This window comes from Mesorhizobium sp. M1163, assembly GCF_040318415.1.
Classification (GTDB): Bacteria; Pseudomonadota; Alphaproteobacteria; order Rhizobiales; family Rhizobiaceae; genus Mesorhizobium.
Genome location: NZ_JAMYMF010000029.1, coordinates 52,310 through 74,124, shown reverse-complemented (window position 1 = coordinate 74,124; position 21,815 = coordinate 52,310). Strand labels below are relative to the sequence as shown.

Annotated in this window: 18 protein-coding genes and 1 tRNA gene; 10 read left to right on the top strand and 9 right to left on the bottom strand. The window is 60.9% G+C overall.

The window, feature by feature from the left end; all coding sequences use genetic code 11:
- Positions 1-16: 16 nt before the first annotated feature.
- The 5 genes from recJ to NKH43_RS25020 all read right to left on the bottom strand — a co-directional run bounded on the left by recJ (position 17) and on the right by NKH43_RS25020 (position 5,990).
- A complete protein-coding gene (recJ, locus tag NKH43_RS25040) occupies positions 17-1,801 on the bottom strand; it encodes a single-stranded-DNA-specific exonuclease RecJ (RefSeq protein WP_352482157.1) in 1,785 nt (594 codons plus the stop codon).
- A gap of 60 nt (positions 1,802-1,861) precedes the next feature.
- The gene (gene glpX / locus NKH43_RS25035; protein WP_023720150.1) at positions 1,862-2,845 is read right to left on the bottom strand and encodes a class II fructose-bisphosphatase; all 984 of its coding nucleotides are present in this window, start codon (positions 2,843-2,845) and stop codon (positions 1,862-1,864) included.
- 199 nt (positions 2,846-3,044) lie between these two features.
- The gene (locus tag NKH43_RS25030; RefSeq protein WP_352586954.1) at positions 3,045-4,358 is read right to left on the bottom strand and encodes a homoserine dehydrogenase; all 1,314 of its coding nucleotides are present in this window, start codon (positions 4,356-4,358) and stop codon (positions 3,045-3,047) included.
- A gap of 41 nt (positions 4,359-4,399) precedes the next feature.
- Positions 4,400-5,617 carry an LL-diaminopimelate aminotransferase gene (locus tag NKH43_RS25025; RefSeq protein ID WP_023678886.1) on the bottom strand — a complete coding sequence of 406 codons (1,218 nt, stop codon included), beginning with the start codon at positions 5,615-5,617 and terminating at the stop codon, positions 4,400-4,402.
- Between the two features lie 40 nt (positions 5,618-5,657).
- The gene (locus NKH43_RS25020) at positions 5,658-5,990 is read right to left on the bottom strand and encodes a hypothetical protein (RefSeq protein WP_352860289.1); all 333 of its coding nucleotides are present in this window, start codon (positions 5,988-5,990) and stop codon (positions 5,658-5,660) included.
- Between the two features lie 151 nt (positions 5,991-6,141).
- On the opposite strand from NKH43_RS25020, the gene NKH43_RS25015 reads away from it, so the two are divergent.
- From NKH43_RS25015 to NKH43_RS25005, 3 genes are all read left to right on the top strand, one after another.
- Positions 6,142-7,977 (top strand): PHA/PHB synthase family protein, encoded by a 1,836-nt coding sequence (locus NKH43_RS25015; protein ID WP_352860288.1) that lies wholly within the window; start codon positions 6,142-6,144, stop codon positions 7,975-7,977.
- Positions 7,978-8,304: 327 nt separating this feature from the next.
- Positions 8,305-9,435 carry a YcbK family protein gene (locus NKH43_RS25010; protein ID WP_352860313.1) on the top strand — a complete coding sequence of 377 codons (1,131 nt, stop codon included), beginning with the start codon at positions 8,305-8,307 and terminating at the stop codon, positions 9,433-9,435.
- A gap of 174 nt (positions 9,436-9,609) precedes the next feature.
- Positions 9,610-9,684: transfer RNA gene (locus NKH43_RS25005), tRNA-Glu, on the top strand.
- Between the two features lie 20 nt (positions 9,685-9,704).
- On the opposite strand, the gene NKH43_RS25000 is transcribed toward NKH43_RS25005, so the two are convergent.
- Positions 9,705-10,544 carry a DUF4145 domain-containing protein gene (locus tag NKH43_RS25000; protein ID WP_352860287.1) on the bottom strand — a complete coding sequence of 280 codons (840 nt, stop codon included), beginning with the start codon at positions 10,542-10,544 and terminating at the stop codon, positions 9,705-9,707.
- 395 nt (positions 10,545-10,939) lie between these two features.
- On the opposite strand from NKH43_RS25000, the gene NKH43_RS24995 reads away from it, so the two are divergent.
- On the top strand, positions 10,940-12,370 hold the full coding sequence (locus NKH43_RS24995) for an ATP-binding protein (protein WP_352860285.1): 1,431 nt from the start codon (positions 10,940-10,942) through the stop codon (positions 12,368-12,370).
- 319 nt (positions 12,371-12,689) lie between these two features.
- Here NKH43_RS24995 and NKH43_RS24990 read toward each other — a convergent pair whose 3' ends face one another.
- Positions 12,690-12,986, bottom strand: a complete 297-nt coding sequence (locus tag NKH43_RS24990; RefSeq protein ID WP_023678889.1) for a DUF982 domain-containing protein — start codon at positions 12,984-12,986, stop codon at positions 12,690-12,692.
- Between the two features lie 303 nt (positions 12,987-13,289).
- Between NKH43_RS24990 and map the strand changes: the two genes are divergently transcribed.
- Both map and radC read left to right on the top strand, forming a co-directional pair.
- Positions 13,290-14,117, top strand: coding sequence for a type I methionyl aminopeptidase (map, locus tag NKH43_RS24985; protein ID WP_023720154.1), 828 nt, complete (start codon positions 13,290-13,292; stop codon positions 14,115-14,117).
- Positions 14,118-14,170: 53 nt separating this feature from the next.
- The gene (radC, locus tag NKH43_RS24980) at positions 14,171-14,917 is read left to right on the top strand and encodes a RadC family protein (RefSeq protein WP_352860311.1); all 747 of its coding nucleotides are present in this window, start codon (positions 14,171-14,173) and stop codon (positions 14,915-14,917) included.
- Positions 14,918-15,003: 86 nt separating this feature from the next.
- On the opposite strand, the gene NKH43_RS24975 is transcribed toward radC, so the two are convergent.
- Positions 15,004-17,583, bottom strand: a complete 2,580-nt coding sequence (locus NKH43_RS24975) for a bifunctional diguanylate cyclase/phosphodiesterase (protein ID WP_352482301.1) — start codon at positions 17,581-17,583, stop codon at positions 15,004-15,006.
- 361 nt (positions 17,584-17,944) lie between these two features.
- Complete coding sequence (locus tag NKH43_RS24970) at positions 17,945-18,811, bottom strand: class I SAM-dependent methyltransferase (protein ID WP_352860283.1); 867 nt, start codon at positions 18,809-18,811, stop codon at positions 17,945-17,947.
- A 24-nt stretch (positions 18,812-18,835) separates the two neighbouring features.
- Between NKH43_RS24970 and NKH43_RS24965 the strand changes: the two genes are divergently transcribed.
- The 4 genes from NKH43_RS24965 to NKH43_RS24950 all read left to right on the top strand — a co-directional run bounded on the left by NKH43_RS24965 (position 18,836) and on the right by NKH43_RS24950 (position 21,564).
- The gene (locus NKH43_RS24965; RefSeq protein ID WP_352860281.1) at positions 18,836-19,078 is read left to right on the top strand and encodes a hypothetical protein; all 243 of its coding nucleotides are present in this window, start codon (positions 18,836-18,838) and stop codon (positions 19,076-19,078) included.
- 205 nt (positions 19,079-19,283) lie between these two features.
- Positions 19,284-19,640, top strand: a complete 357-nt coding sequence (locus tag NKH43_RS24960; protein WP_051409696.1) for an SPW repeat protein — start codon at positions 19,284-19,286, stop codon at positions 19,638-19,640.
- 128 nt (positions 19,641-19,768) lie between these two features.
- Positions 19,769-20,218, top strand: a complete 450-nt coding sequence (locus NKH43_RS24955) for a DUF2231 domain-containing protein (RefSeq protein ID WP_023720160.1) — start codon at positions 19,769-19,771, stop codon at positions 20,216-20,218.
- Positions 20,218-21,564 (top strand): PQQ-dependent sugar dehydrogenase, encoded by a 1,347-nt coding sequence (locus NKH43_RS24950; RefSeq protein WP_352860279.1) that lies wholly within the window; start codon positions 20,218-20,220, stop codon positions 21,562-21,564. The genes NKH43_RS24955 and NKH43_RS24950 overlap by 1 nt, the downstream gene beginning before the upstream one ends.
- Positions 21,565-21,815 lie beyond the last annotated feature (251 nt).

Sequence of the window (21,815 nt, the reverse complement as noted above, 5' to 3'; positions counted from 1 at the left end):
AGCGGTCAGCGAGCTCTCAGGCAAGCGCCGCGTCGACGATACGAAACTGCACCGTGCGGTTGCCGTTCCAGTGATTGCCCGACAATGAGCCGGCGACGTGCACCGGTTTGCCCCTGTTCTTGAACAGGAATTCGCCAAGCGCAGTATCGACGGCGCGAAAGGCGATCGCCTGGATGCGGCCGCCGCTTTCCGACTGCAGGTCGGCGCGGATATGGTTGGTGCCGACCGCCCGCGCATCAACCAGCCGGTGACGCGGCAGCGCGAACACCGGCGCGACATGCCCGGCGCCGAACGGCCCTGCCCGCTCAAGCGCATCGAGCAGCGCAAGCGTCGCGCCCTCGGCGGCAAGCGCGCCGTCGATCGCCAGGCTCTCCTCGCCTTGCAGCCGGAACACATCCACCGCAGCGCGCTCTTCGAAAAAAGCCCGGAGCGCGCCGAGCTTCGCCCGCTCGACGGTGATGCCTGCCGCCATTCCGTGGCCGCCGCCCTTGACGATCAGCCCGGCATCGGCAGCCTCGCGCACCAGCCGGCCGAGGTCGAAGCCCGACACCGAACGGCCTGACCCCGTACCGACGCCATTGGCGTTGAAGGCGATGGCAAAAGCCGGCCGTCTTGCATGGTCCTTGAGCCGCGAGGCAAGCAGGCCGACAATGCCCGGATGCCAGTTGCTGCTGGCTGTGACCACGATGGCCGGACCATTGCCGCCGGCAAGCTCGGCGTCGGCCTCTGAGCGCGCCGCGGCCAGCATCTCCTGCTCCATCGACTGCCGCTCCTGGTTGAGCCGGTCGAGCGTCTCGGCGATGGTGCGGGCCTCGACCGGGTCGTCGGTTGCAAGCAGGCGGCTGCCAAGTGCTGCGTCGCCGATGCGCCCGCCGGCGTTGATGCGCGGACCGATCAGAAAGGCCAGATGGAAAGTGCTGATCGGCTCGCCGATACGCGAGACCCGCGCCAGTGCCGCCAGCCCTTCGTTCCTCTGCTGCCGCGCCACCTGTAGCCCCTTGACCACGAAGGCCCGGTTGATGCCGGTGAGCGGCACCACGTCGCAGACGGTGCCCAGCGCCACCAGGTCGAGCAGGCCAAGCAGGTCGGGCGCTGCGGCATCCGGCAGCCGGCTGCGCAGGATCTTCGCCGTCTGTACCAGGCACAGGAAGACGACGCCGGCGGCGCAAAGATGGCCTTGCCCGGAAAGATCGTCCTCGCGATTAGGATTGACGACCGCAGCCGCCGCCGGCAACGGCCCGCCGACCTGATGGTGATCGAGCACCACGACGTCGGCGCCGGCGGCCTTCGCCGCGTCGATGGAAGCAGCACTGTTGGTGCCGCAATCGACGGTGACGATCAGCGTCGCGCCGCGCGAGACGAGTTCGCGCATCGCTTCCGGATTGGGGCCGTAACCCTCGAAGATGCGGTCCGGTATGTAGATCTCCGACGGCACCGAGAAATGTGCGAAAAAGCGCTTGAGCAGCGCCGATGAGGCGGCGCCGTCGACATCGTAGTCGCCAAAGATCGCCACCTTTTCCCTTGCCGTCACCGCCTGGGCGATGCGAGAGGCCGCCTTGTCCATGTCGGTCAGAGATGCCGGGTCGGGCAGCAGGTTGCGGATGGTCGGATCCAGGAACCGCTCGGTCTGCTCGGCAGTGACGCCGCGCCCGGCCAGCACGCGTGCCACGATGTCGGGCACGCCATAACCTTGCGCGATGGCGAGCGCAGCCATGTCCTGACGCTCGGTCAGTCGGTGTTCCCAGGAAACGCCGGTGGCCGACTGCCTGACATCTAGGAAAAAGCGTCTTTCCCCCGTCACGTGACGCGCCGTCTGCAATTTGTCATTGCGCACAATATGCAACGGCTAACTGAGTCGAAATCAAAACTTTTCCAGATCCTGGTGCCTGGCCTTGATTTCGCGCACGGTTCGCGACGACGAGCGCAGCACGATCGTGTGCGTGGTGATGAAATTGCGGCCGAACTTGACGCCGGCCAGCATATTGCCGTCGGTGACGCCGGTCGCGGCAAACAGCACGTCGCCGCGTGCCATGTCTTGCGTGTGGTAGATCCGTTTCGGGTTGGAGATCCCCATCTTCGCCGCGCGCGCCAGCTTTTCCGGCGTGTCAAGGATCAGCCTGCCCTGCATCTGGCCGCCGGTGCAGCGCAAGGCCGCCGCCGCCAGCACGCCCTCCGGCGCACCGCCGGTGCCGAGATAGATGTCGATGCCGGTTTCGTCCGGGTCGGTGGTGTGGATGACGCCGGCGACATCACCGTCGCCGATCAGCCGGATCGCGGCGCCTGTCGCCCGCACGGCTTCGATCAAGGCGCCATGGCGCGGCCGGTCGAGGATACAGGCGGTGATCTCTGCCACCGGAACGCCCTTGGCCCTGGCCAGGCTGGCAATATTTTCGGCCGGCGAGGCATCGATGTCGATGATGCCATCGGCATAGCCCGGGCCGATGGCGATCTTGTCCATATAGACGTCCGGCGCGAACAGAAGGCTGCCTTTTTCGGCAATGGCGATGACGGCCAACGCATTGGGCAGGTTCTTGGCGCAGATCGTCGTGCCTTCGAGCGGATCGAGCGCGATGTCGACAGCCGGGCCTTTGCCTGTACCGACCTCCTCGCCGATATAGAGCATCGGCGCCTCGTCCCGCTCGCCCTCGCCGATCACCACCGTGCCGTTGATGGCGAGACGATTAAGCTCCTGGCGCATGGCGTCGACCGCGACCTGATCGGCGGCTTTCTCGTCGCCGCGTCCGCGCAATCTGGCCGCCGCGACCGCGGCGCGTTCGGTGACGCGCACCAATTCCATGGTCAGTATCCGGTCGAGGCCGGCGACAATGTTCTGGGCCACATTCATCGATGGATAATCCTCGTTGGCACTTTGTTTTTATGCATGTCGTTGTCCCAAAACCGCCGCACACTTTTGGGCGACATGCATTAGCCTCCCGCCAGAGACGCGCTTCTTGTGTCAAAGCCTCGTGACAACAGCAAGACCTGCGCTGGACCTTTTTGAAAGCGCAGCAATATCAATCGATTAAACGCAAAATGTGAGACTGCTATCCGGCCCGCTCGATGCGGATGACTTGCGGCTTGTCGGTCAGAAGGCTGTCCCTGGTGATGCCGTCGACGGCCTTGCGCACCGCCGCCTCGGTCGTCTCGTGGGTGACCAGGATGACTGTCTTCTGTGCCTCGGTTTCCGGCCCTGCGGCATGTTGCACGATCGATTCCAGCGATATGTCGTTGTCGGCCATGCGTTTGGCGATCGCGGCGAAAACGCCGAGACGGTCGTGCACGGTCAGCCGGATGAAATAACCGCCGGCATGGCTGCGCATCTGCGCCTTTTTGTAGGGCTTCAATTCCTTCGCCGGCCGGCCGAAGACCGGGCCATGCTGGAAGCCAGGCCGGCTCTTGGCAATGTCGGCAATGTCGCCGATCACCGCCGAAGCGGTGGCGTTGCCGCCGGCACCGGGGCCGGAAAGCAGCAATTCGCCGAGGATGTCGGTTTCGATCGCGACCGCATTGGTGACACCGTGCACCTGCGCGATGACCGAGGCCGTCGGCACCATGGTCGGGTGAACGCGCTGCTCGATACCGCTTTCGGTGCGTTGGGCGACGCCAAGCAGCTTGATCCGGTAGCCGAGATCGCCGGCCGCGCGGATATCGGCCTGGCTGATGTTGGAGATGCCCTCCATGTAGATGTCATTGGCCGCAATCCTCGTGCCGAAGGCAAGGCTGGTCAGGATCGACAGCTTGTGCGCGGTGTCGTGGCCCTCGATGTCGAAGGTCGGGTCGGCTTCGGCATAGCCCAGCCGCTGGGCGTCCTTCAGGCAGGCATCAAAGGACAGGCCCTCGGCTTCCATGCGCGTCAAAATATAATTGCAGGTGCCGTTGAGGATGCCGAAGACCCGGGTCACCGAATTGCCGGCCATCGCCTCGCGCATCGTCTTGATGACCGGAATGCCGCCGGCCACCGCCGCTTCGTAGTTGAGCAGCACGCCCCTCTTTTCCGCGATCTCGGCCAGTGACACGCCGTGCTTGGCAAGCAGTGCCTTGTTGGCGGTGACGACATGGCGGCCGGCCTCGAGCGCCGCCTTCACCGAGGATCGTGCCGCGCCCTCGTCGCCGCCGATCAGTTCGACGAATACATCGATCTCGGCGGTCTGGGCCATCTTGACGGCGTCGTCGAACCACTGTGCTGTGCCAAGATCAACGCCGCGGTCGCGTTTGGGATCGCGGGCCGAGACGGCTGACACGACGATGTCGCGGCCGCACTGCCGCGTCAGTTCCGCCGCCTTGTCGCGCAGCACGCGAGCCACCGACGCACCGACGGTGCCGAGGCCGGCAATTCCAACACGCAACGCTTCAGCCATGTCCGGCGACGCCCCATTCGGTCGATTGATGTGTAGAAAACTCAGCGATGCGCGGCGAGCGGTACGACGTTATTCGGCTGCTTGGCGCTGGATGCGAGGAAGCGCTTGATGTTGCGCGCTGCCTGACGGATCCGGTGCTCGTTTTCGACCAGCGCGATGCGCACGTGATCGTCGCCATGCTCGCCGAAGCCGACGCCCGGCGCCACCGCGACGTCGGCGTGCTCGATCAGGAGCTTGGAGAATTCAAGCGAGCCGAGGTGCTTGAACGGCTCGGGGATCGGCGCCCAGGCGAACATCGATGCCGCCGGTGCGGGAATGGTCCAGCCGGCACGGCTGAAGGCGTCGACCATGACGTCGCGGCGTTTGCGGTAGACGTCGCGCACTTCGGCGATATCGGCTCCGTCGCCGTTGAGTGCATGCGCGGCCGCCACCTGGATCGGCGTGAAGGCGCCGTAGTCGAGATAGGATTTCACCCGCGTCAGCGCCGAGATCAGCCTTTCATTGCCGACCGCAAAACCCATGCGCCAGCCCGGCATCGAAAAGGTCTTCGACATCGAGGTGAACTCGACCGCGACGTCGATCGCGCCCGGCACCTGCAGCACCGAAGGCGGCGGATTGCCGTCGAAATAAATCTCCGAATAGGCAAGGTCCGACAGGATGATGATGTCGTTCTTCCTGGCGAAAGCCACCACCTCCTTGTAGAAATCGAGCGAGGCGACCAGTGCTGTCGGGTTGGAGGGATAATTGAGGATCAGCGCCAGCGGCTTCGGGATCGAATGGCGGATGCCGCGCTCCAGCGCCGGGATGAAACCGTCGTCCGGTTCGACCTGCAGCGAGCGGATGACGCCGCCCGACATGATGAAGCCGAAGGCGTGGATCGGATAGGTCGGATTGGGGCACAGGATCACATCGCCGGGGGCGGTGATCGCCTGCGCCATATTGGCAAAGCCCTCCTTTGACCCGAGCGTCGCCACCACCTGGCTGTCCGGGTCGAGCTTCACGCCGAAACGGCGGGCATAATAATTGGCCTGGGCACGGCGCAGGCCCGGAATGCCGCGCGACGACGAATAGCGGTGCGTGCGCGGATCACGCACTACCTCGCAGAGTTTGTCGACGATGGCCTTGGGCGTCGGCAGGTCCGGATTGCCCATGCCAAGGTCGATGATGTCGGCGCCACGCGAGCGGGCACTGGCCTTCAGCCGGTTTACCTGTTCGAAGACATAGGGCGGAAGCCGGCGGACCTTGTGAAATTCTTCCATGGCAGTTCCAGACAGTGAGGTTGCGGTCGCGCGTATAAGCTTATTTGCAATTAGGGTCGAGAGCGGGGTCGCATTTGCCTTCGATCTGCTTCAGCGCCTCGGCGCCGTGTTTTTTTGCCAGCTGGTCCAGCGCAGCCTGGTCCGCGACCTTGACGCCGCCGCCCTTCGCGGCCTGGCCCTGCTCCTCGGCCTTCAGCTGGGCGAGCTTGGCGTTCTTTTCCTCGTCGGTGAATTGCTCGGCCGCCACCTGCGGCGGGATGTTCAGGTTCGGGTAGGAACCGGTGTCGTTCGCCCCGACAAGGCCGGTGGCGGGCGCTGCACCTTCTATGTTGCTGCTCGTGCAACCGGCCATCGCCAGCAGGACGAGCGCCATGCGGCAAAAACGACCAGTGCCGGAAAAAACGTTCGTGCCAATATTAATCGTCATATTGTTTTCCTGGCGGCCGGGTTAGAGCACGTTGGACCCTGTCCGATATCCCATGGTAATATGTCAACAAAACGCTTCGGGAGGAACCCCGCGAACCATGTCCAAAACACCCGATTCGGGCAAAGCGGAAGATGACCAACCTTCGACCGTCGAGCAATATCTGGTTAAGGACCCGGAACGCTTCGCTCTGAACATGGCCCGCATGATCGAGCAGGCCGGCAAGGCCGCCTCGGCATGGGCCGAGCCGCGGGAAAAGGGCGAGGTGCGCGATCATGTCGCCGAGCCGGTCGTCGACGTGGTGAAGACGTTCTCCAAACTCACCGAATACTGGCTCTCCGACCCGCAGCGCGCGCTGGAGGCACAGACACGATTGTTTTCCGGCTATATGGCCGTCTGGGCCAATGCCGTTCAGCGCATCGGCGCCGGTGCCGAGGAGACCGAGGATGCGGTCAAGCCCGAGCGCGGCGACAAGCGCTTCCAGGACCCGGAATGGGGCCGCAACGCCTTTTTCGATTTCCTCAAACAAGCCTATCTCGTCACCTCGCGCTGGGCGGCCGAACTGGTCGAGCACGCCGACGGTCTGGACGAGCACACCCGCCACAAGGCCAGCTTTTATGTCAGGCAGGTGTCCAACGCCATCTCGCCGTCGAATTTCATCCTGACCAATCCGGAATTGTTTCGCGAGACCGTCGCCTCGAACGGCGAAAATCTGGTGCGCGGCATGAAGATGCTGGCCGAGGACATTGCCGCAGGCAAGGGCGACCTGAAGCTGCGGCAGGCCGATTACTCACCCTTCGAGATCGGCAAGAATCTCGCCACCACCCCCGGCAAGGTGGTCGGCCGCAGCGACGTCGCTGAAATCCTGCAATACGAGCCGGCGACCGACACCGTGCTCAAGCGGCCGCTGCTGATCTGCCCGCCATGGATCAACAAATACTACATCCTCGACCTCAACCCGCAAAAATCCTTCATCCGCTGGGCGGTCGAGCAAGGCCACACGGTCTTCGTCATCTCCTGGATCAATCCGGACGAGCGGCACGGCACCAAGAGCTGGGAGGCCTATATCAGGGAGGGCCTGCAATACGGCCTCGACACGATTGAAAAGGCCACCGGCGAAAAGGACGTCAATGCCATCGGCTATTGCGTCGGCGGCACGCTGTTGGCGGCAGCGCTGGCCTTGATGGCGCAGGAAGGCGACCACCGCATCAAATCGGCGACCTTCTTCACCACGCAGGTCGATTTCACCTATGCCGGCGACTTGAAAGTGTTCGTCGATGAGGAGCAAGTCGCGGCCGTTGAAAAGGCAATGAGCGAAAAAGGCTATCTCGACGGCACGAGGATGGCGACCGCCTTCAACATGCTGCGCTCGGGCGACCTGATCTGGCCCTATGTCGTCAACAATTACATGCGCGGCAAGGATCCCCTGCCCTTCGACCTGCTCTACTGGAACGCCGATTCGACCCGCATGGGCGCTGCCAACCATTCCTTCTACCTGCGCAATTGCTATCTCGAGAACAGGCTTTCGCAAGGCATGATGGAGTTGGCGGGCCGCACGGTTTCGCTGAAGGATGTCACCATCCCGGTCTACAACCTCGCCTCGAAGGAGGATCACATCGCGCCGGCGCTGTCGGTGTTCCTCGGCTCGAAATATTTCGGCGGCGAGGTCGACTACGTCGTGGCCGGCTCCGGCCACATCGCCGGCGTCGTCAATCCGCCAGCGGCGCAGAAATACCACTACTGGACCGGCGGCAAGCCGGCTGGGGACTTCGACCAGTGGTTCGCCGGGGCCACTGACCATCCCGGCTCCTGGTGGCCGCACTGGCAGCGCTGGATCGAAGCCAGGGACAATACCCGCGTACCGGCCCGCAAACCGGGCGAGCATATGCAAGTTCTAGGCGAAGCCCCCGGCACCTATGTCAAGGTGCGTGTGTAACCATCTGTAATGTGTGGTGAGTTGACGCGCCGCCAAAAGCGGGCGAAATGGTGTCGTCAACCCTGAGCAGCCTTGATTCATCCTCTAGCCGCCAAATTACTTTGAGGCTTGCAGATTTGACACAGGTCTCGTTTCCGGTTCGGGGAACAAGGGTCATTTCGACGAGACGTTTCGACGCCGCGCCAATGACGAACCGGTCGGATATCGAGGGGGAATTTTGTTTTGAGATCAGCAGGATCGCGCCTCGCGAAGGGAGAAAGCCGCGCCATTGTGGCGGCGCTTTTCTCGGTGCTTCTGGCGTCCTGCACCTCTGCCGGCGACCCGACCATGTCGGTCGGCATGCCAGGCTATAATGCCTCGGCCACCGAAATCAGCACGGCCGCCGGTGCGCCCCAGGCCAGCACGGCCGCCTCATCGTCGCAGATGACAACCGCACAAATGACGATGAATGCAGAGGGCGACGCCAACCTTCCCGAGCAGGTCGCCTATGTGCCAATGGCCAAGCCAGGGGCCAAGTCCGATGCCGGCTTCCCGATCGCCGTTCCCACGGCGGCCGAGACGATCGCGGGACATTCGCCGCAACCGCTGCAACCAAACGCCGAGGCGGCTGAACAGGCCAACGCTATTGCGCAGAACAGTGCCGCCGCCGATGCCGGCGCATCGAAGCCCAATGCCAAGGCCGCCGCGCCGGCGATGAACAACCCGGTCTATGTGACCGCCGGCGAGATGCCGCAGCCACAGGCCTATGCACCGAAGAAAAACTTCCTGGCCTCGCTGTTCAGCGCTACGCCTGCTTCGGCGGCATCGCCGGCCAACAGCAGATCGGGCGGGCAGCCAGCGGTCTTGCAGGCCAAGGCGACGCCCGCGGCAAAGCCCACCGTCACCCTGGCCTCGGCCAACCCGGCTGAAAAGCCGGTGCAGTTGGCATCGGCCGGCGATACTAGCCACTTCACGGCCGATGCGCTGCCCGGCGTGCGCCAGACGGCACTGTTCGAGATCAAGCGCAAATCCGGCCTCGACGATGAGAGCGACGTCGACCTCAACGAGGACGAAGGTTCGGGTGGCGCCTACCAGGTCGCCTCCGCCGCCGGCCTCGCCCGGCTGGCACCCAACGGTCTCCTGAAACAGAACGAAAGCGTCGATGTCGCCTGCTTGAAGCCGTCGCTGGTTCGCGTGCTGAAGACGATCGAAGGCCACTACGGGCGCAAGATGACGGTCACCTCCGGCTATCGCGATCCGGCCCGCAACCGCCGCGCCAACGGTGCCAAGAACTCGCTGCACATGTACTGCGCCGCCGCTGACATCCAGGTCCCCGGCGTCTCGAAATGGGAGCTGGCGAGCTACATCCGCACCATGCCGGGCCGCGGTGGCGTCGGCACCTACTGCCACACCGAATCCGTACACGTCGATGTCGGCCCCGAGCGCGACTGGAACTGGCGTTGCCGCAGGCGCGGCTAGGGCGAGGTTCTTCGGGCACTGCGAAGTCCCCTTCGGCGACGTTGCATCATGCCGCAAAACCAGCTTGGCTGTCGGAAAGACGCGGTTTGGAGCCAAAGGAAAAAAGTTGTCGCAGCCGGCGGCAGACGGGTTGCCGGTTTGTCGCGACGCAACTATAAGCGCTCACATCTGAGCGCGCCCATCGTCTAGCGGTCAGGACACCGCCCTTTCACGGCGGTAACAGGGGTTCGATTCCCCTTGGGCGTACCAGCAAATCCAGACGAAATCAGCTATTTGGCCTCGCCGACTGGATTCTCCTGAGCTCTCCGGGGTAATTCCGGGGTAATATGCAGCTCAGTCGAGGGTGTCGCAGTCGAATCGGGCGAAGGAGCGCCATCAGCGCCTGTCTTTTGCCTAGGTGGCCTGCCGGGCACGAAATCCTTCATCTTCGCAACTTTGGCATCGAGCAATGACTCTAATGTCGGTGCGACGAATGCGTCTTTGATGAACTGCTCTAACACATCCATCATTGTGTTAAGGTCGTCAGCGCTGGGCTTCCATCCCCGATGTACAGAAGCACTGCCAGCGTCGACAAGCGTCGATAGCCTTTCTCGGTCGACCGGCCTTATATGATTTCCCTCTACGAGCGCCTTTAGCTTGTCCTGAAATGACAGATTGGGGTCTACCTTAAGCAGACTTGCAGCGACGTCGAACGAGGTTCGCATACCTATGGCTGCCAGAGTGTTCAGGTCGCTGTCGAGAGCACCGTAGAGTTCGAGCAAGGAGCTGCCCAAGGCGTCGGCCCCTTCCACGTAAAGCCCGGCATCCGATATCCAGTCGGGCCGCTTCCTCTTCAACTGTGCTGGCCACGTTTCGTTGACCACATTGTACTCTGCGTAATATTCGCCATTCGGCGCTTCTATGTGATCGTAGTCCTCGCTGTTCGTGCTCGAGGTCTGTGCGAAGACGTGCTCGCACCCTCGGCACTCGAGAATGTACCACTTCTTTTGCCAGTCATAGATTTCGTTGCCACCCCGCTGATCGTGGTAGCCGCGCACCTCGCAGTTACGCTCTCCACCGCAGTTCGAACATTCCGCTTTGAGGACGGTTGGGGGATTCTCCGTGGCCATGCAGCCGCTCGCTCTTTCGAATACCGGTTTGCGGCATTAGACTTGGCAAGCGTCACAAAATCAACGGCAGGGCCGCCCGGCATCGCGGCGGGCGGCCCTAGCCGCGCTGCCGGGGGAAGAAGAAAGCCCTTGGCGCGATAACGATCAGCTGTTGAGGCCTCGAAGACGGCCCGCTGGGTGGCCTCGGCCTTCGGTGCTGCTCAGTTGTGCGGCAGTCCGCTAACACCCTGATTTTCTTTGAGCTTTCCAGTCAACACTGAGCGCGCGATACCGCCCGCTACGGCGGACTCCCTTCTTTCTCACGACCAGCCAACATTTTGACCGTCTAAAGGTTTCTAGGACTCATCCGCCATCTGGTATAGACAACCTCTGTTCGCAAATTCGAGAGAAGGCAAATGGATGTAAAGCAGAAGGTCCTTAGCGACGACGACGCGAGAGAACTTTTAGAGATTTCAGAGTCGCACTTCTTAGACTTGAAGAGCGCCGACATCTCGCCCTCGAAATTGACAAAGACAGTATCTGCGTTTGCGAACACCAGCGGCGGTGAAATCTACGTTGGCATCAACGAGGTGGAAGGCACCAACGGCGTCGAACGAAAGTGGTCTGGATTCGCGAATCACGAGGCTGCAAACGCGATTTTTCAAGTTCTCGAGACCATGAACCCCCTCGGGAACAACTATGCGGTAGAATATCTCTCGTGCAGTTCACAGTCTGGTTTGATACTCCACCTGACTATTTTAAAGACCCAAGAAATTGTATTTGCGAGCGATGGTAAGGCATTTATCCGACGAAACGCTCAGAGCCTACCTGTAAGTAGTGGCGAAGCTCTTGACCGCCTTAACTATGACAAAGGTGTAAAGTCTTTCGAAGATGAGATTTTGAAAATTGAGAAGGAAGAAATAACTAATTCAGTAACGATACTTGATTTTCTGATCGAGACCATCCCGACAAGTGAGCCGGAAGAATGGGTAACAAAACAGAGACTGATGATTGACGACCGGCCGACCGTTGCCGGGGTGCTACTTTATTCCGATAACCCCCAATCTGTTTTGCCAAAGCGTTCAGCGGTAAAAATACTGAGATACCAGACCAAAAAGGACGCCGAGCGCGACTTTTTGGCATTCGACCCCTTAACGATTGAAGGATCGTTGTACAGTCTTATTTATAGCGCCGTCGAAAAAGCAAAACAAATAATCGAGGGCATCGAGAAGGCCGGCCCATCGGGAATGGAGAAAATCAGCTACCCGGAGGAAGCGCTACACGAAATACTGACCAACGCTGTGCTTCATCGTGATTATAACGTAGCAGCAGATGTTCAGGTTCGGATATTTGACAATCGAGTCGAGATTGAGAGTCCGGGTCGACTTCCGGGTCATGTGACGGTGGAAAATATACAAAGAACTCAGTTCGCTCGGAACCCAAAGATCGTGCGTCTGATCAACAAGTTTCCCGATCCGCCGAACAAAGATGTCGGTGAAGGAATCAATACGGCGTTCGAAGCAATGGGAAAGCTACGGCTCAAAAAGCCGACCATCCAAGAGTTGGAGGGTGCGGTTCTTGTGACGTTAAAGCATGAGAGCCTCGCGTCACCAGAGCAGCTCGTTATGGAATATCTAAAATCAGAAGCCGAAATCACAAATTCGGTAGGACGCGAGCTAACCGGGATCAAGTCCGAAAACTCCATGAAGCAGGTTTTTTACAAGCTTCGTGAAGCCGGTCAGTTGGAGCAAGTCCCTCGAACGCCCGGCAAAAGCCGTCCTGGAGGAAGCCCGAGGTCAAGATTTCTCAAGAATAGCCCCCATTACCGCGATCTTCTTTCCGCTTGATGTTGAGGTCCTGTCGGATACCATCCATTGAGTGCATAGCCGTCCGTCTTTGCTCCATACGCGGCCACTGCTTGGCCGGGAAAGCGCCGGGATAAACAAAAGAGAACGCGCATTCGAAAGACGGCGACATCTAGAACATCTTCCCTCCGAAGGGCCAGCCTGCCTCGGCACGTTGGGACGCCCTTCACCCGGTGCTCGGTCATGACGTCCACCACAGTAGATCGCCGTCGGCGTGACGCAGAACCTCGACGACGTGGGCTACTGGTGTCAGCCGGTCCAAATCGGGAAATCGCGACGCCAAGCGTTAACCTTTAGGCGGCTACGCCCGCAGTCCCCTCGCCTCGCCGCCGCGCTTGCGCGGAACCATCATGTCCCTGGCAAGCAGGCCGCTCACCCGGCAAAAGGCCATGAAGGCCCGCCATGCGTCTTCGGTCTCGACGATGTCCACCGTGGCGCCAAAACAGGCATTGAATGCGGCCTGGTAGGTTGGCCCCTTCCGGCGAACCGGCCACGTTTGCAGGAAATCGAGCGCCTGCTCGACACTGTAGATTTCCTCGACCGGCTGGCCGGGCACAGGCGCGATCCGCACCGGCACCTCGAATTGCAGTCTGTCCATTCGATCTCTCCCGAACCGACGCCCCCGCAGCGACGCCGTTCGTTGCAAAAAGTTGCCGTAGCGGCTTAGTGCTTGGGCCGACTTCTCGCCTAGAAATGTGTCGTCACTGCGGTAGCCACCAATGAACCCGGCGAAGCATGGGCCGCTCCAGGCAAGGAGAATGCCTCAGGCGTGAATATATCGCTGGTCTTCGGCCGTTCGCCGGCAGTTCGTCCTTGAACCTTGCGCTTTCCAGTGCCAAATCTGGGGAGATTTCTCTCGCCGAGGCTCATCCAGCCTCGCATCCCTGCAAGACGGATAAAAATGGTCACCTATCTCGACGCCGCCGCGGCACCGCTCAGAAACACCGGCCAGATCCGTCTTTACGACGAGGAAGGCTTTATCGGCATGCGCAAGGCTTGCGATCTCACCGCGCGCTGCCTCGACGAACTGGTGACGATGGTGGCGCCCGGCGTCACCACCGAGGCGATCGATCGTTTCGTTTTCGAATTTGGCATGGACCATGGCGCGCTTCCGGCGACGCTCAACTACCGCGGCTACACGAAATCATCCTGCACCTCGATCAACCACGTCGTCTGTCACGGCATACCCGATAACAAGCCGTTGAAGGACGGCGACATCGTCAACATCGACGTCACCTATATCCTCGACGGCTGGCATGGCGACTCCTCGCGCATGTATCCAGTGGGCACGATCAAGCGTGCCGCGGAGCGGCTGCTCGAAGTCACGTATGAGTGCCTGATGCGCGGCATCGCGGCAATCAAGCCGGGCGCCCGCACCGGCGCCATCGGCGCCGCCATCCAGACCTACGCCGAAGCCGAGCGTTGCTCGGTGGTGCGCGATTTCTGCGGCCATGGGGTCGGCCGGCTGTTTCACGACGCGCCGAATATCCTGCATTACGGCAGCGCCAGCGAAGGCGTCGAGATGCGGCCGGGCATGATCTTCACCGTCGAGCCGATGATCAATCTCGGCCGGCCGCATGTAAAGGTGCTGTCGGACGGCTGGACTGCGGTGACGCGCGACCGTTCGCTGTCGGCGCAGTACGAGCACACGATCGGCGTCACTGAGACCGGCTGCGAGATTTTCACGCTGTCGCCAAAAAACCTCGACCGCCCCGGCCTGCGGGCCTAGTGTCTGGCAGATCGGGCGTCACCTTGCCCGGCAAATGCTGGGTGCGGGCAGCCATGACCGGTGACGATGACGAGCGGGCCTTCTTTCCCGAAAAGCCGGTACGATCGCCCGCCAAGGCAGTGGCCGCCGACAAGCCGCATTATTTCGGCCATCGCGACCGCTTGCGCGAGCGCTTCGCCGCCGGTCCCAACACCCTCCCCGACTACGAACTGCTCGAGCTTTTGTTGTTTCGGCTGATCCCGCGCGCCGACACCAAGCCGGTCGCCAAGGCATTGCTGGCGCGCTTCGGCACGTTGGCCGAAGTGCTCGGCGCGCCTGTCGAGCGGCTGCAGGAGGTGAAGGGCATCGGCCCGGCGGTGGCGCTCGACCTGAAGGTGGTTGCTGCAACGGCGCAGCGCATGGCGCGCGGCGAGATCGCCGGCCGCGAGCTTTTGTCAACCTGGACGCAGGTTCTCGAATACTGCCGGTCGGTCATGGCCTTCGAGGAGCGGGAGCAGTTCCGCATCCTGTTCCTCGACAAGAAAAACGCGCTGATCGCCGACGAAGTGCAGCAGGTCGGCACCGTCGACCACACACCGGTCTATCCGCGCGAGGTGGTCAGGCGCGCCTTGGAGCTCTCTGCCACGGCGATCATTCTGGCGCATAACCATCCGTCGGGAGACCCGACGCCGTCGCGCGCCGACATCGAGATGACCAAGCTGATCATCGAGACGGCCAAACCGCTTGGCATTGCCGTTCACGATCACATCATCATCGGCAGGAAAGGCCACTCCAGCATGAAGGGCCTGCTGCTTATTTGAGGCTTATTGTTACCGGCCTGGCCTGCCACGCGCATATTGATGCGACGCTCAACGCCGATCGCGCCGGTAAATGCGGGGACTGGCGCTCAGCTGGCTGTGCGCAGCCGCCGGGATCGAACAAAGGCCTTTAGTCCGTCGGAATCGAGCGCGTAGCCGAAGGCATAACCCTGCAACATGTCGCAGCCCAGGCCTTTGAGTATCCGTGCGTGCTGCATCGTCTCGACACCTTCCGCCACGACCTCGATACCCAAGGACTTGCCGATGTCAATGATTGACGAGACAACCTGCCTTCTTTGCGGCGATTTGACGATTGGGGTGACCAGCTGCCGATCTATCTTTAGCCGGCGAGGCTGCAACTTGAGCAAACTGACTATCGAAGCGTAACCAGTACCAAAATCGTCTATTTCGATGTCAATCCCGAGTTCTTTTATCTGCTCGATATTCCAGGTGACAAGGTCGTCGTTCTCGTCCAGGAAAATTGACTCAACAAGCTCGAATGAAACTGTCCCTTTTTCGATATTTTGTTCTCGCAAGCTCTTGATGAGCTCCTCATCTTGAAGGCGTCGCGCCGAAACATTGACCGATACCCGCGGAATGTGGAGTCCCGCAGCGGACCATTCTTTGAAGTCCAAAAGCGACTGCTTCAATATGGCTTGGTCGATGATCGAGACCACATTCAGTTCTTCCGCAATTCTCAGGAAGACATCGGGCGCCAAAATACCCTTTTCTGGATGTCTCCACCTCGCCAGCGCCTCAACCCCCACGATTTCGAGCGTCTTTGCGTCAAATTGGGGCTGGTAGAAGGGGATGAACTCGTTGCGCTCGAGGCCGCCGAGAATTTCGTCGGCAATCCGCTTTGTATCGACGATTTCGCTTTGCATCGCGTCGGTGAAGAATTCGTATCGATTGCGCCCACGCCTCTTTGCTCGGTAAAGCGCGATATCGGCGTTTACCAGCAGGTGTTTGGCTTCGATATTTTTTCCGTTGTCGACTGCGATTCCCACGCTGACACCAAAACGGCATCGATGGCCCTGGTAGTAGACCGGTTCGCGCATCTGGCTGATGACGCGGTCAGCGAGCAGCGCCAGTTGCTTGGTATCGTCGCGCACCACGCACAGAACGATGAATTCGTCTCCCCCGATGCGGGCGACGAATCCCTCGTCGCCGACCTTCGATCTGAGGACTGTTGACGCGTGAACCAACATTGCGTCACCAGCGGCGTGGCCCAGCGTATCATTGATGTGCTTGAACCGATCCAGATCGATGTGAAGCAGTGCCGCATGCCCGCCTGAGCGCCTGGCGTTTGCCGCGTAATCTTCCAGTACCTGGTCGAGGTAACGCCGGTTGGGCAAGCCGGTCAACGAGTCATGAAGCGCGATGTGCTCTATGCGCGCTTTGGCCGACTCGAGTTCTGCATTTTTCGACTCGGACAGCTGTTTTGCTCGAACCAGATCCTGGTTCAGCAGGACATCGGCTGTAACGTCCCATTCCGCGCCTATCATTTTTGGAGTGTTGTTTGCGACCCGGTAAACGATCGCCTTGGACCGGACATGACGGACCTCGCCATCCGGACGCACAATCCGGTACTCCGACAAATAGGGTCGTCCGCTGGCCACCGCGCTGTCGAAATCTGCGTTGGCGGTAGCCAAATCATCTGGGTGGATTGCACCCGCCCAGTCTATGTAGCCCCGGTGCTCCCCGGTTGATTTGCCATATATTTCATTTACGCGATCATCCCACGTAAGCTCGTTGGTCGCGAGATCGTGTTCCCAAACCCCAATAGCCGAGGCTTCCAGAGCGAGTTCCAGGCGTCGTGACAATCGACGCAATTCCGCATAATTGCGCTGTCTTTCGCCGATCAGGCGACCTGTGACCAGGAAGGGGAACACAACCAAGGCCCCGGCCGTCGCCATGATCGCGCGCAACAACCATGCGTTACTTGGCGTCGAAGGCCAGCCATTTTTGGGAATGGCCGCGATCTGCCACGAACCGGACGGGAGCAAAACGTCGGCCGTCACCGGATCGCTTTTGCCGATCCGCTCATTGCCGTAGAATTGGTCTCCATTTTGGCCGAGAGCGTCCCTGCCGATCAGCGCTATGTCAATCCCGAGATCGTCGTCAAGCAGCCCGCTCGCCCGATAGAGACGCTGCACGTCGACAACGGCGGAAATGATGCCCCAGAACCTTTCCGTATTGCCCGCGCTCCGCACGAAAACCGGAAAGCGACCGATAAAGCCTTGTCCTCCCTGCTTCAGATCGACGGGACCGGCAAGCACCAGCTTGCGTTCGTCTCGCGCCCTTAGCGCAGCCGCACGCTGCCGCTCGTTCTTGCGGTAATCGAGGCCCATCGCCTGCTCGTTACCCTCCATCGGGTACATCAGGGAAACGACCAGATCGGGCGCGCCGGCAATATTGTTCAATTGCGAGTTCGCGCCAAACAGATTACTCGCCAGCGAAGCGAAGCGTTGCTGTCCCATATAGGGCTCGGTTACGACCGCAGCGACCAGTCCATGCACGAGTTGAAGGTTTCCGTTGATATTGCCTTCGAGCTTGGCGCGGATGAGGTTGACCTTGGTCAGCACGTCCGCACGGACGGCCTGGTCCGAGACGATCTTGTTCTGGTGCTCCGCGAACGCTGCGCTGATAAGGATGACGACAAACGCGATCGCCGCCGGAATATTTGCCGACGAAAAGACGGCCTCCTTGATGCCGCCGAACCTAGCGCGGAAAAAAGCCAATAGGCGATTCCTCAATTGCCATTTCAGGTTCTCGGGTCGACCCGATGAGGAATATTAGCGTTCAATGTTTAATTTGACCTTCACACTCCTGAAAAATTTCGCATTTTCCGATGGCTGACGCCGGCTGTTATGTCGACATCGACACCACCGCCCGCGCGATGTTGAAGGCAGGCTGCATGAAGCGGACCAACATGAAACGAGATCAGCCTTGCTCGGAAGACCGCAGACACGAGCGCCATTGCACACCTCGATGCTCCGACCCGAGTACGTCAAGAGCGTTGACCTTGGGCTAGTGGCCCTCGATCGACTTGTGAGACACAAGATATGGTATCTTGCCGACGCTCCGCTTCGTCGCGCCAATGGAATAGGCCATCGGTATCTTGGGAGAGTTCTCTGGCAGGCCGTACATATCCTTGCCGGCCCGCACTGCAAATGAAAAGTGCTGCCACGAAACCGTGTCATGCTCATTGAGAAAATCGAGCGTCAGACCAGCTGAAATCAGCGCGTTCACCACGTCACTGATCGGGTGGATCCACTCATAATAGCGAGGATGCTTCAAGATGCGGTCATCGCCGGTGTAGGTCAGTTCCTCGTTCCAGGCGAGCGGCCGAGCTATCGGCGTTCGCCAGTCGTGCCTCAACTCCAGAGCCGCGGCCTTTCGATTGCACTGAAACATCAATGGATGGCCCTCTGCCATGTAGAGCCGGCCGCCGGGTCGCAGGAGATCGGCAACCACCCGCGCCCAACGGAACACGTCGTCCAGCCAGTTTACCGAACCCCAGGTAACGTAAGCGATGTCAAAGGTCCGGCCCAGGGCTTCGACCGCCTCGAACAGTGGCGCTTCCACGAAACGCACGTCGGTGCCTGCCTTCGCAGCGAAATCCCGCGCCGCCGCGATCGCCGCGGGTGAAAAGTCGAGGCCGGTCACGCTGCCCGCACCAAGATTCTTCAAGCTGATTGTGTCAAGGCCGATGTGACACTGCAGGTGGACGATATCCTTGCCGGCAATATCGCCGACCTCGCGCGTTTCCAGCTCATAGAGATTGGATCCGCCTGCCAGCACATTCTCGATGTGGTAGCTGCCCGTTGTGTCGGTCGAGTGCAGTTCGGCCCGATCATCCCAATTAAGGCGGTTCGCACCCAGAAACGGTTCCAAATTCCCCCCAACCCTGACTGACGCATGGTAAACAAGCCGTTAAGATACCTTTGCAGCGAAAGTATCGCGCGTCAATCCGGACCGGTCGCCTCTCAAACAAGCTTCGGCGGCAATCAAGACGAGCAAGAGCGTCTCGTCTTCAAGAACTGCGATCCACGACCAATGTTTTCACCGGATCGAGAAAAGAATGAGCCTGTCCGCGCCGCTGGCACGTCGCCGCTGACCATGTCCACTGCGGCTTTGGATCGCTCGATCACCATCAAGTGATCCAGGCGTGCCGGTGCCGAATGGAACATAAAGCCCGGAATTCAGTTAGATAGCCGGATTTGGCTGGAGTACCGCCAGATGCGGAACTCCGGCCGGGCAAGGGCACTGCCGTAACACGGAGTGAGCGGCTTCGGGCGCATCTCGCCGGACTCAGGCACCACCTTGCCGAACTCGGGAGCCATAAACGCTCCCTATGGAGGATGCCATGAACCAGTGGACAAACGCCAGGCTCTGTGACGTAGCCAACCTGATCCTTGGGGCAATTCTGTTCTTCTCTCCCTGGATCTTCGCCTTTGCGGCAGGCCCGCAGACGCAGAACGCCCTCGGCAGCGGAATCTTGATTGTCGTGCTTTCGATTGCCGCTCTCGCGGCATTTGCCGTCTGGGAAGAGTGGGTGAACCTAGTCGTCGGACTGTGGGTTCTCGTATCGCCCTGGGTGCTTGGATTCCAGGCGACCACGGCGATGACCGTGCATGTCGTGATCGGCATTCTGGTTGCCGTCCTGGCCGCGATCGAGCTCTGGATGATGTACCAGAACCCGCCGACCCAGTCCGCCGCCTAACAGGCGCAGCCAGCCAGCGCCCTTTTGGGCCTGACGGATCGATGGTTCGTCTGCCGGCCTCTCGGCAACAGCCGCCCAGAGGCCGGATGGCAGTTTGTTTGGACGAGATCTGAGAAGGATTGCGCATTATGGTCGGTGACAATCCGCGTTCGACGGCCAGGATTGCGGGACATCCCATTCATCCGATGCTCGTGCCGTTTCCGATCGCCTGCTTCGTCGGCACCTTGCTGACGGATCTGGCCTATTGGCGAACAGCGGAAATGATGTGGGCGGACTTCTCTGCTTGGCTGGTTACCGTCGGCGTGATCATGGGCTGCCTTGCAGCGATCGTGGGGTTGATCGATTTTCTGGCTAATCCGCTGATAAGGGCACAGCCCCCTGCCTGGCCGCACGTGCTCGGTAATCTGCTGGCGCTGGTGTTGTCCGTGATCAACATGCTCGTGCACACCCGCGATGCATGGACCTCCATCGTTCCCACCGGCTTGATCCTCTCGGCGGTTGTCGTGCTCATCCTCATCTTCACTGGTTGGCTGGGCTGGTCCATGGTGTACCGGCATCACGTCGGAGTGGCGGATTGATGCGCGTAGCGAGCTCCATCAGACAGGCCGGGCGCATCGCGGCGTCCATCCTTACTTGCACTGCGGCGATCACTCTTGCAGCGTGCAGCGGCAACGACCCGGATCCCGGCAGTCAGATAGGGCCGAATCCAAACCTGCCCGAGCCGATCCAATACTTCTTCCCGCCCATGCATCTCGCTTCCGTGGTCGGGTGGAAGAACGACGAAAAGCCGACCGCTGCGCAGGGGCTGCAGATCCAGGCTTTTGCCAACGGCTTGCAGCATCCGCGCTCACTTTATGTGCTGCCCAATGGCGACGTCCTGGTGGTCGAGTCCAAGGCGCCGGGCGGCGAACCGATCAAACGGCCCAAGGATTTGGTGATGGGCTGGATCGAATCGTGGGTCACTTCGGGCGGCGACAGCGGCCCAAGCAACCGCATCACCTTGCTGCGCGACGCCGATGGCGATGGCAAGCCCGAGCTGACCAGCGTCTTCCTCGACCACCTGAGCTCGCCCTTCGGCGTGGCACTGGTGGGAAGCGATCTCTACGTTGCCAACACTGATTCCATTGTTCGCTATCCCTACACCACCGGCGACACCAAGATCACCGCGCCCGGAACGCCGCTCACCGCCCTGCCCGGCGGCCCGATCGACCACCATTGGACGAAGAGCCTAGTGGCAAGCCCGGACGGCTCGCTGCTCTATGTCGGCATCGGCTCGAACAGCAACGTGGCCGAGAACGGCATCGAGGCGGAGAAGGACCGCGCCGCGATCTGGCAGGTGGACAGGGCTACCGGCAGGTCGCGCATTTTCGCCAGCGGTTTGCGCAATCCGAATGGCCTGAGCTGGGAGCCGCAGACCGGGGCGCTCTGGGCCGTGATCAATGAGCGCGACGAGCTCGGCCCCAATCTCGTGCCGGATTATCTGACGTCGGTAAAGGACGGCGGCTTCTACGGGTGGCCATACAGCTATTACGGCCAGCATCTCGATCCGCGCGTCATGCCCCAGCGTCCGGACCTGGTCGCTAAAGCGATCGTTCCGGATTATGCGCTGAGCTCCCACGTCGCCCCTCTGGGATTGGCCTTCTACACGGCAACCTCCCTTCCCGACGCATATCGCGGCGGCGCCTTCGTTGGCGAGCACGGGAGCTGGAACCGCACGCGCTTCAATGGCTACAAGGTGGTGTTCGTACCATTCAGCGGCGGCCATCCGAGTGGCGCCGCTACCGACGTGGTGACTGACTTCCTGGACAAAGACAACAAGGCGCGCGGCCGGCCTGTCGGCCTGGCCGTCGACAAAACCGGGGCCCTGCTCATCGCCGACGACGTCGGCAACACAGTTTGGCGGGTGACATCTGCCGGCCAATAAAGGGGCTCCACTCCCTTCGTCGAGCTGTCGGTCGAGCAGGGGATCGAACCCTGCGCGCGACGATCCCCGACGATCGCCGTTCCGGTGATTCTGCCGGGCACATTCGGCATGCTCGCCATTGCCGTTTACTCGACGCTGACGATGTTTGCCGCGCGCTACCGCTGATCACCGCCGAACCGAAGGACCGCCAGCACCGAGAAATGGTATTTTTGCCCTTCCCACAGCCGGCTCTAGAATTTTCATCGCAAATC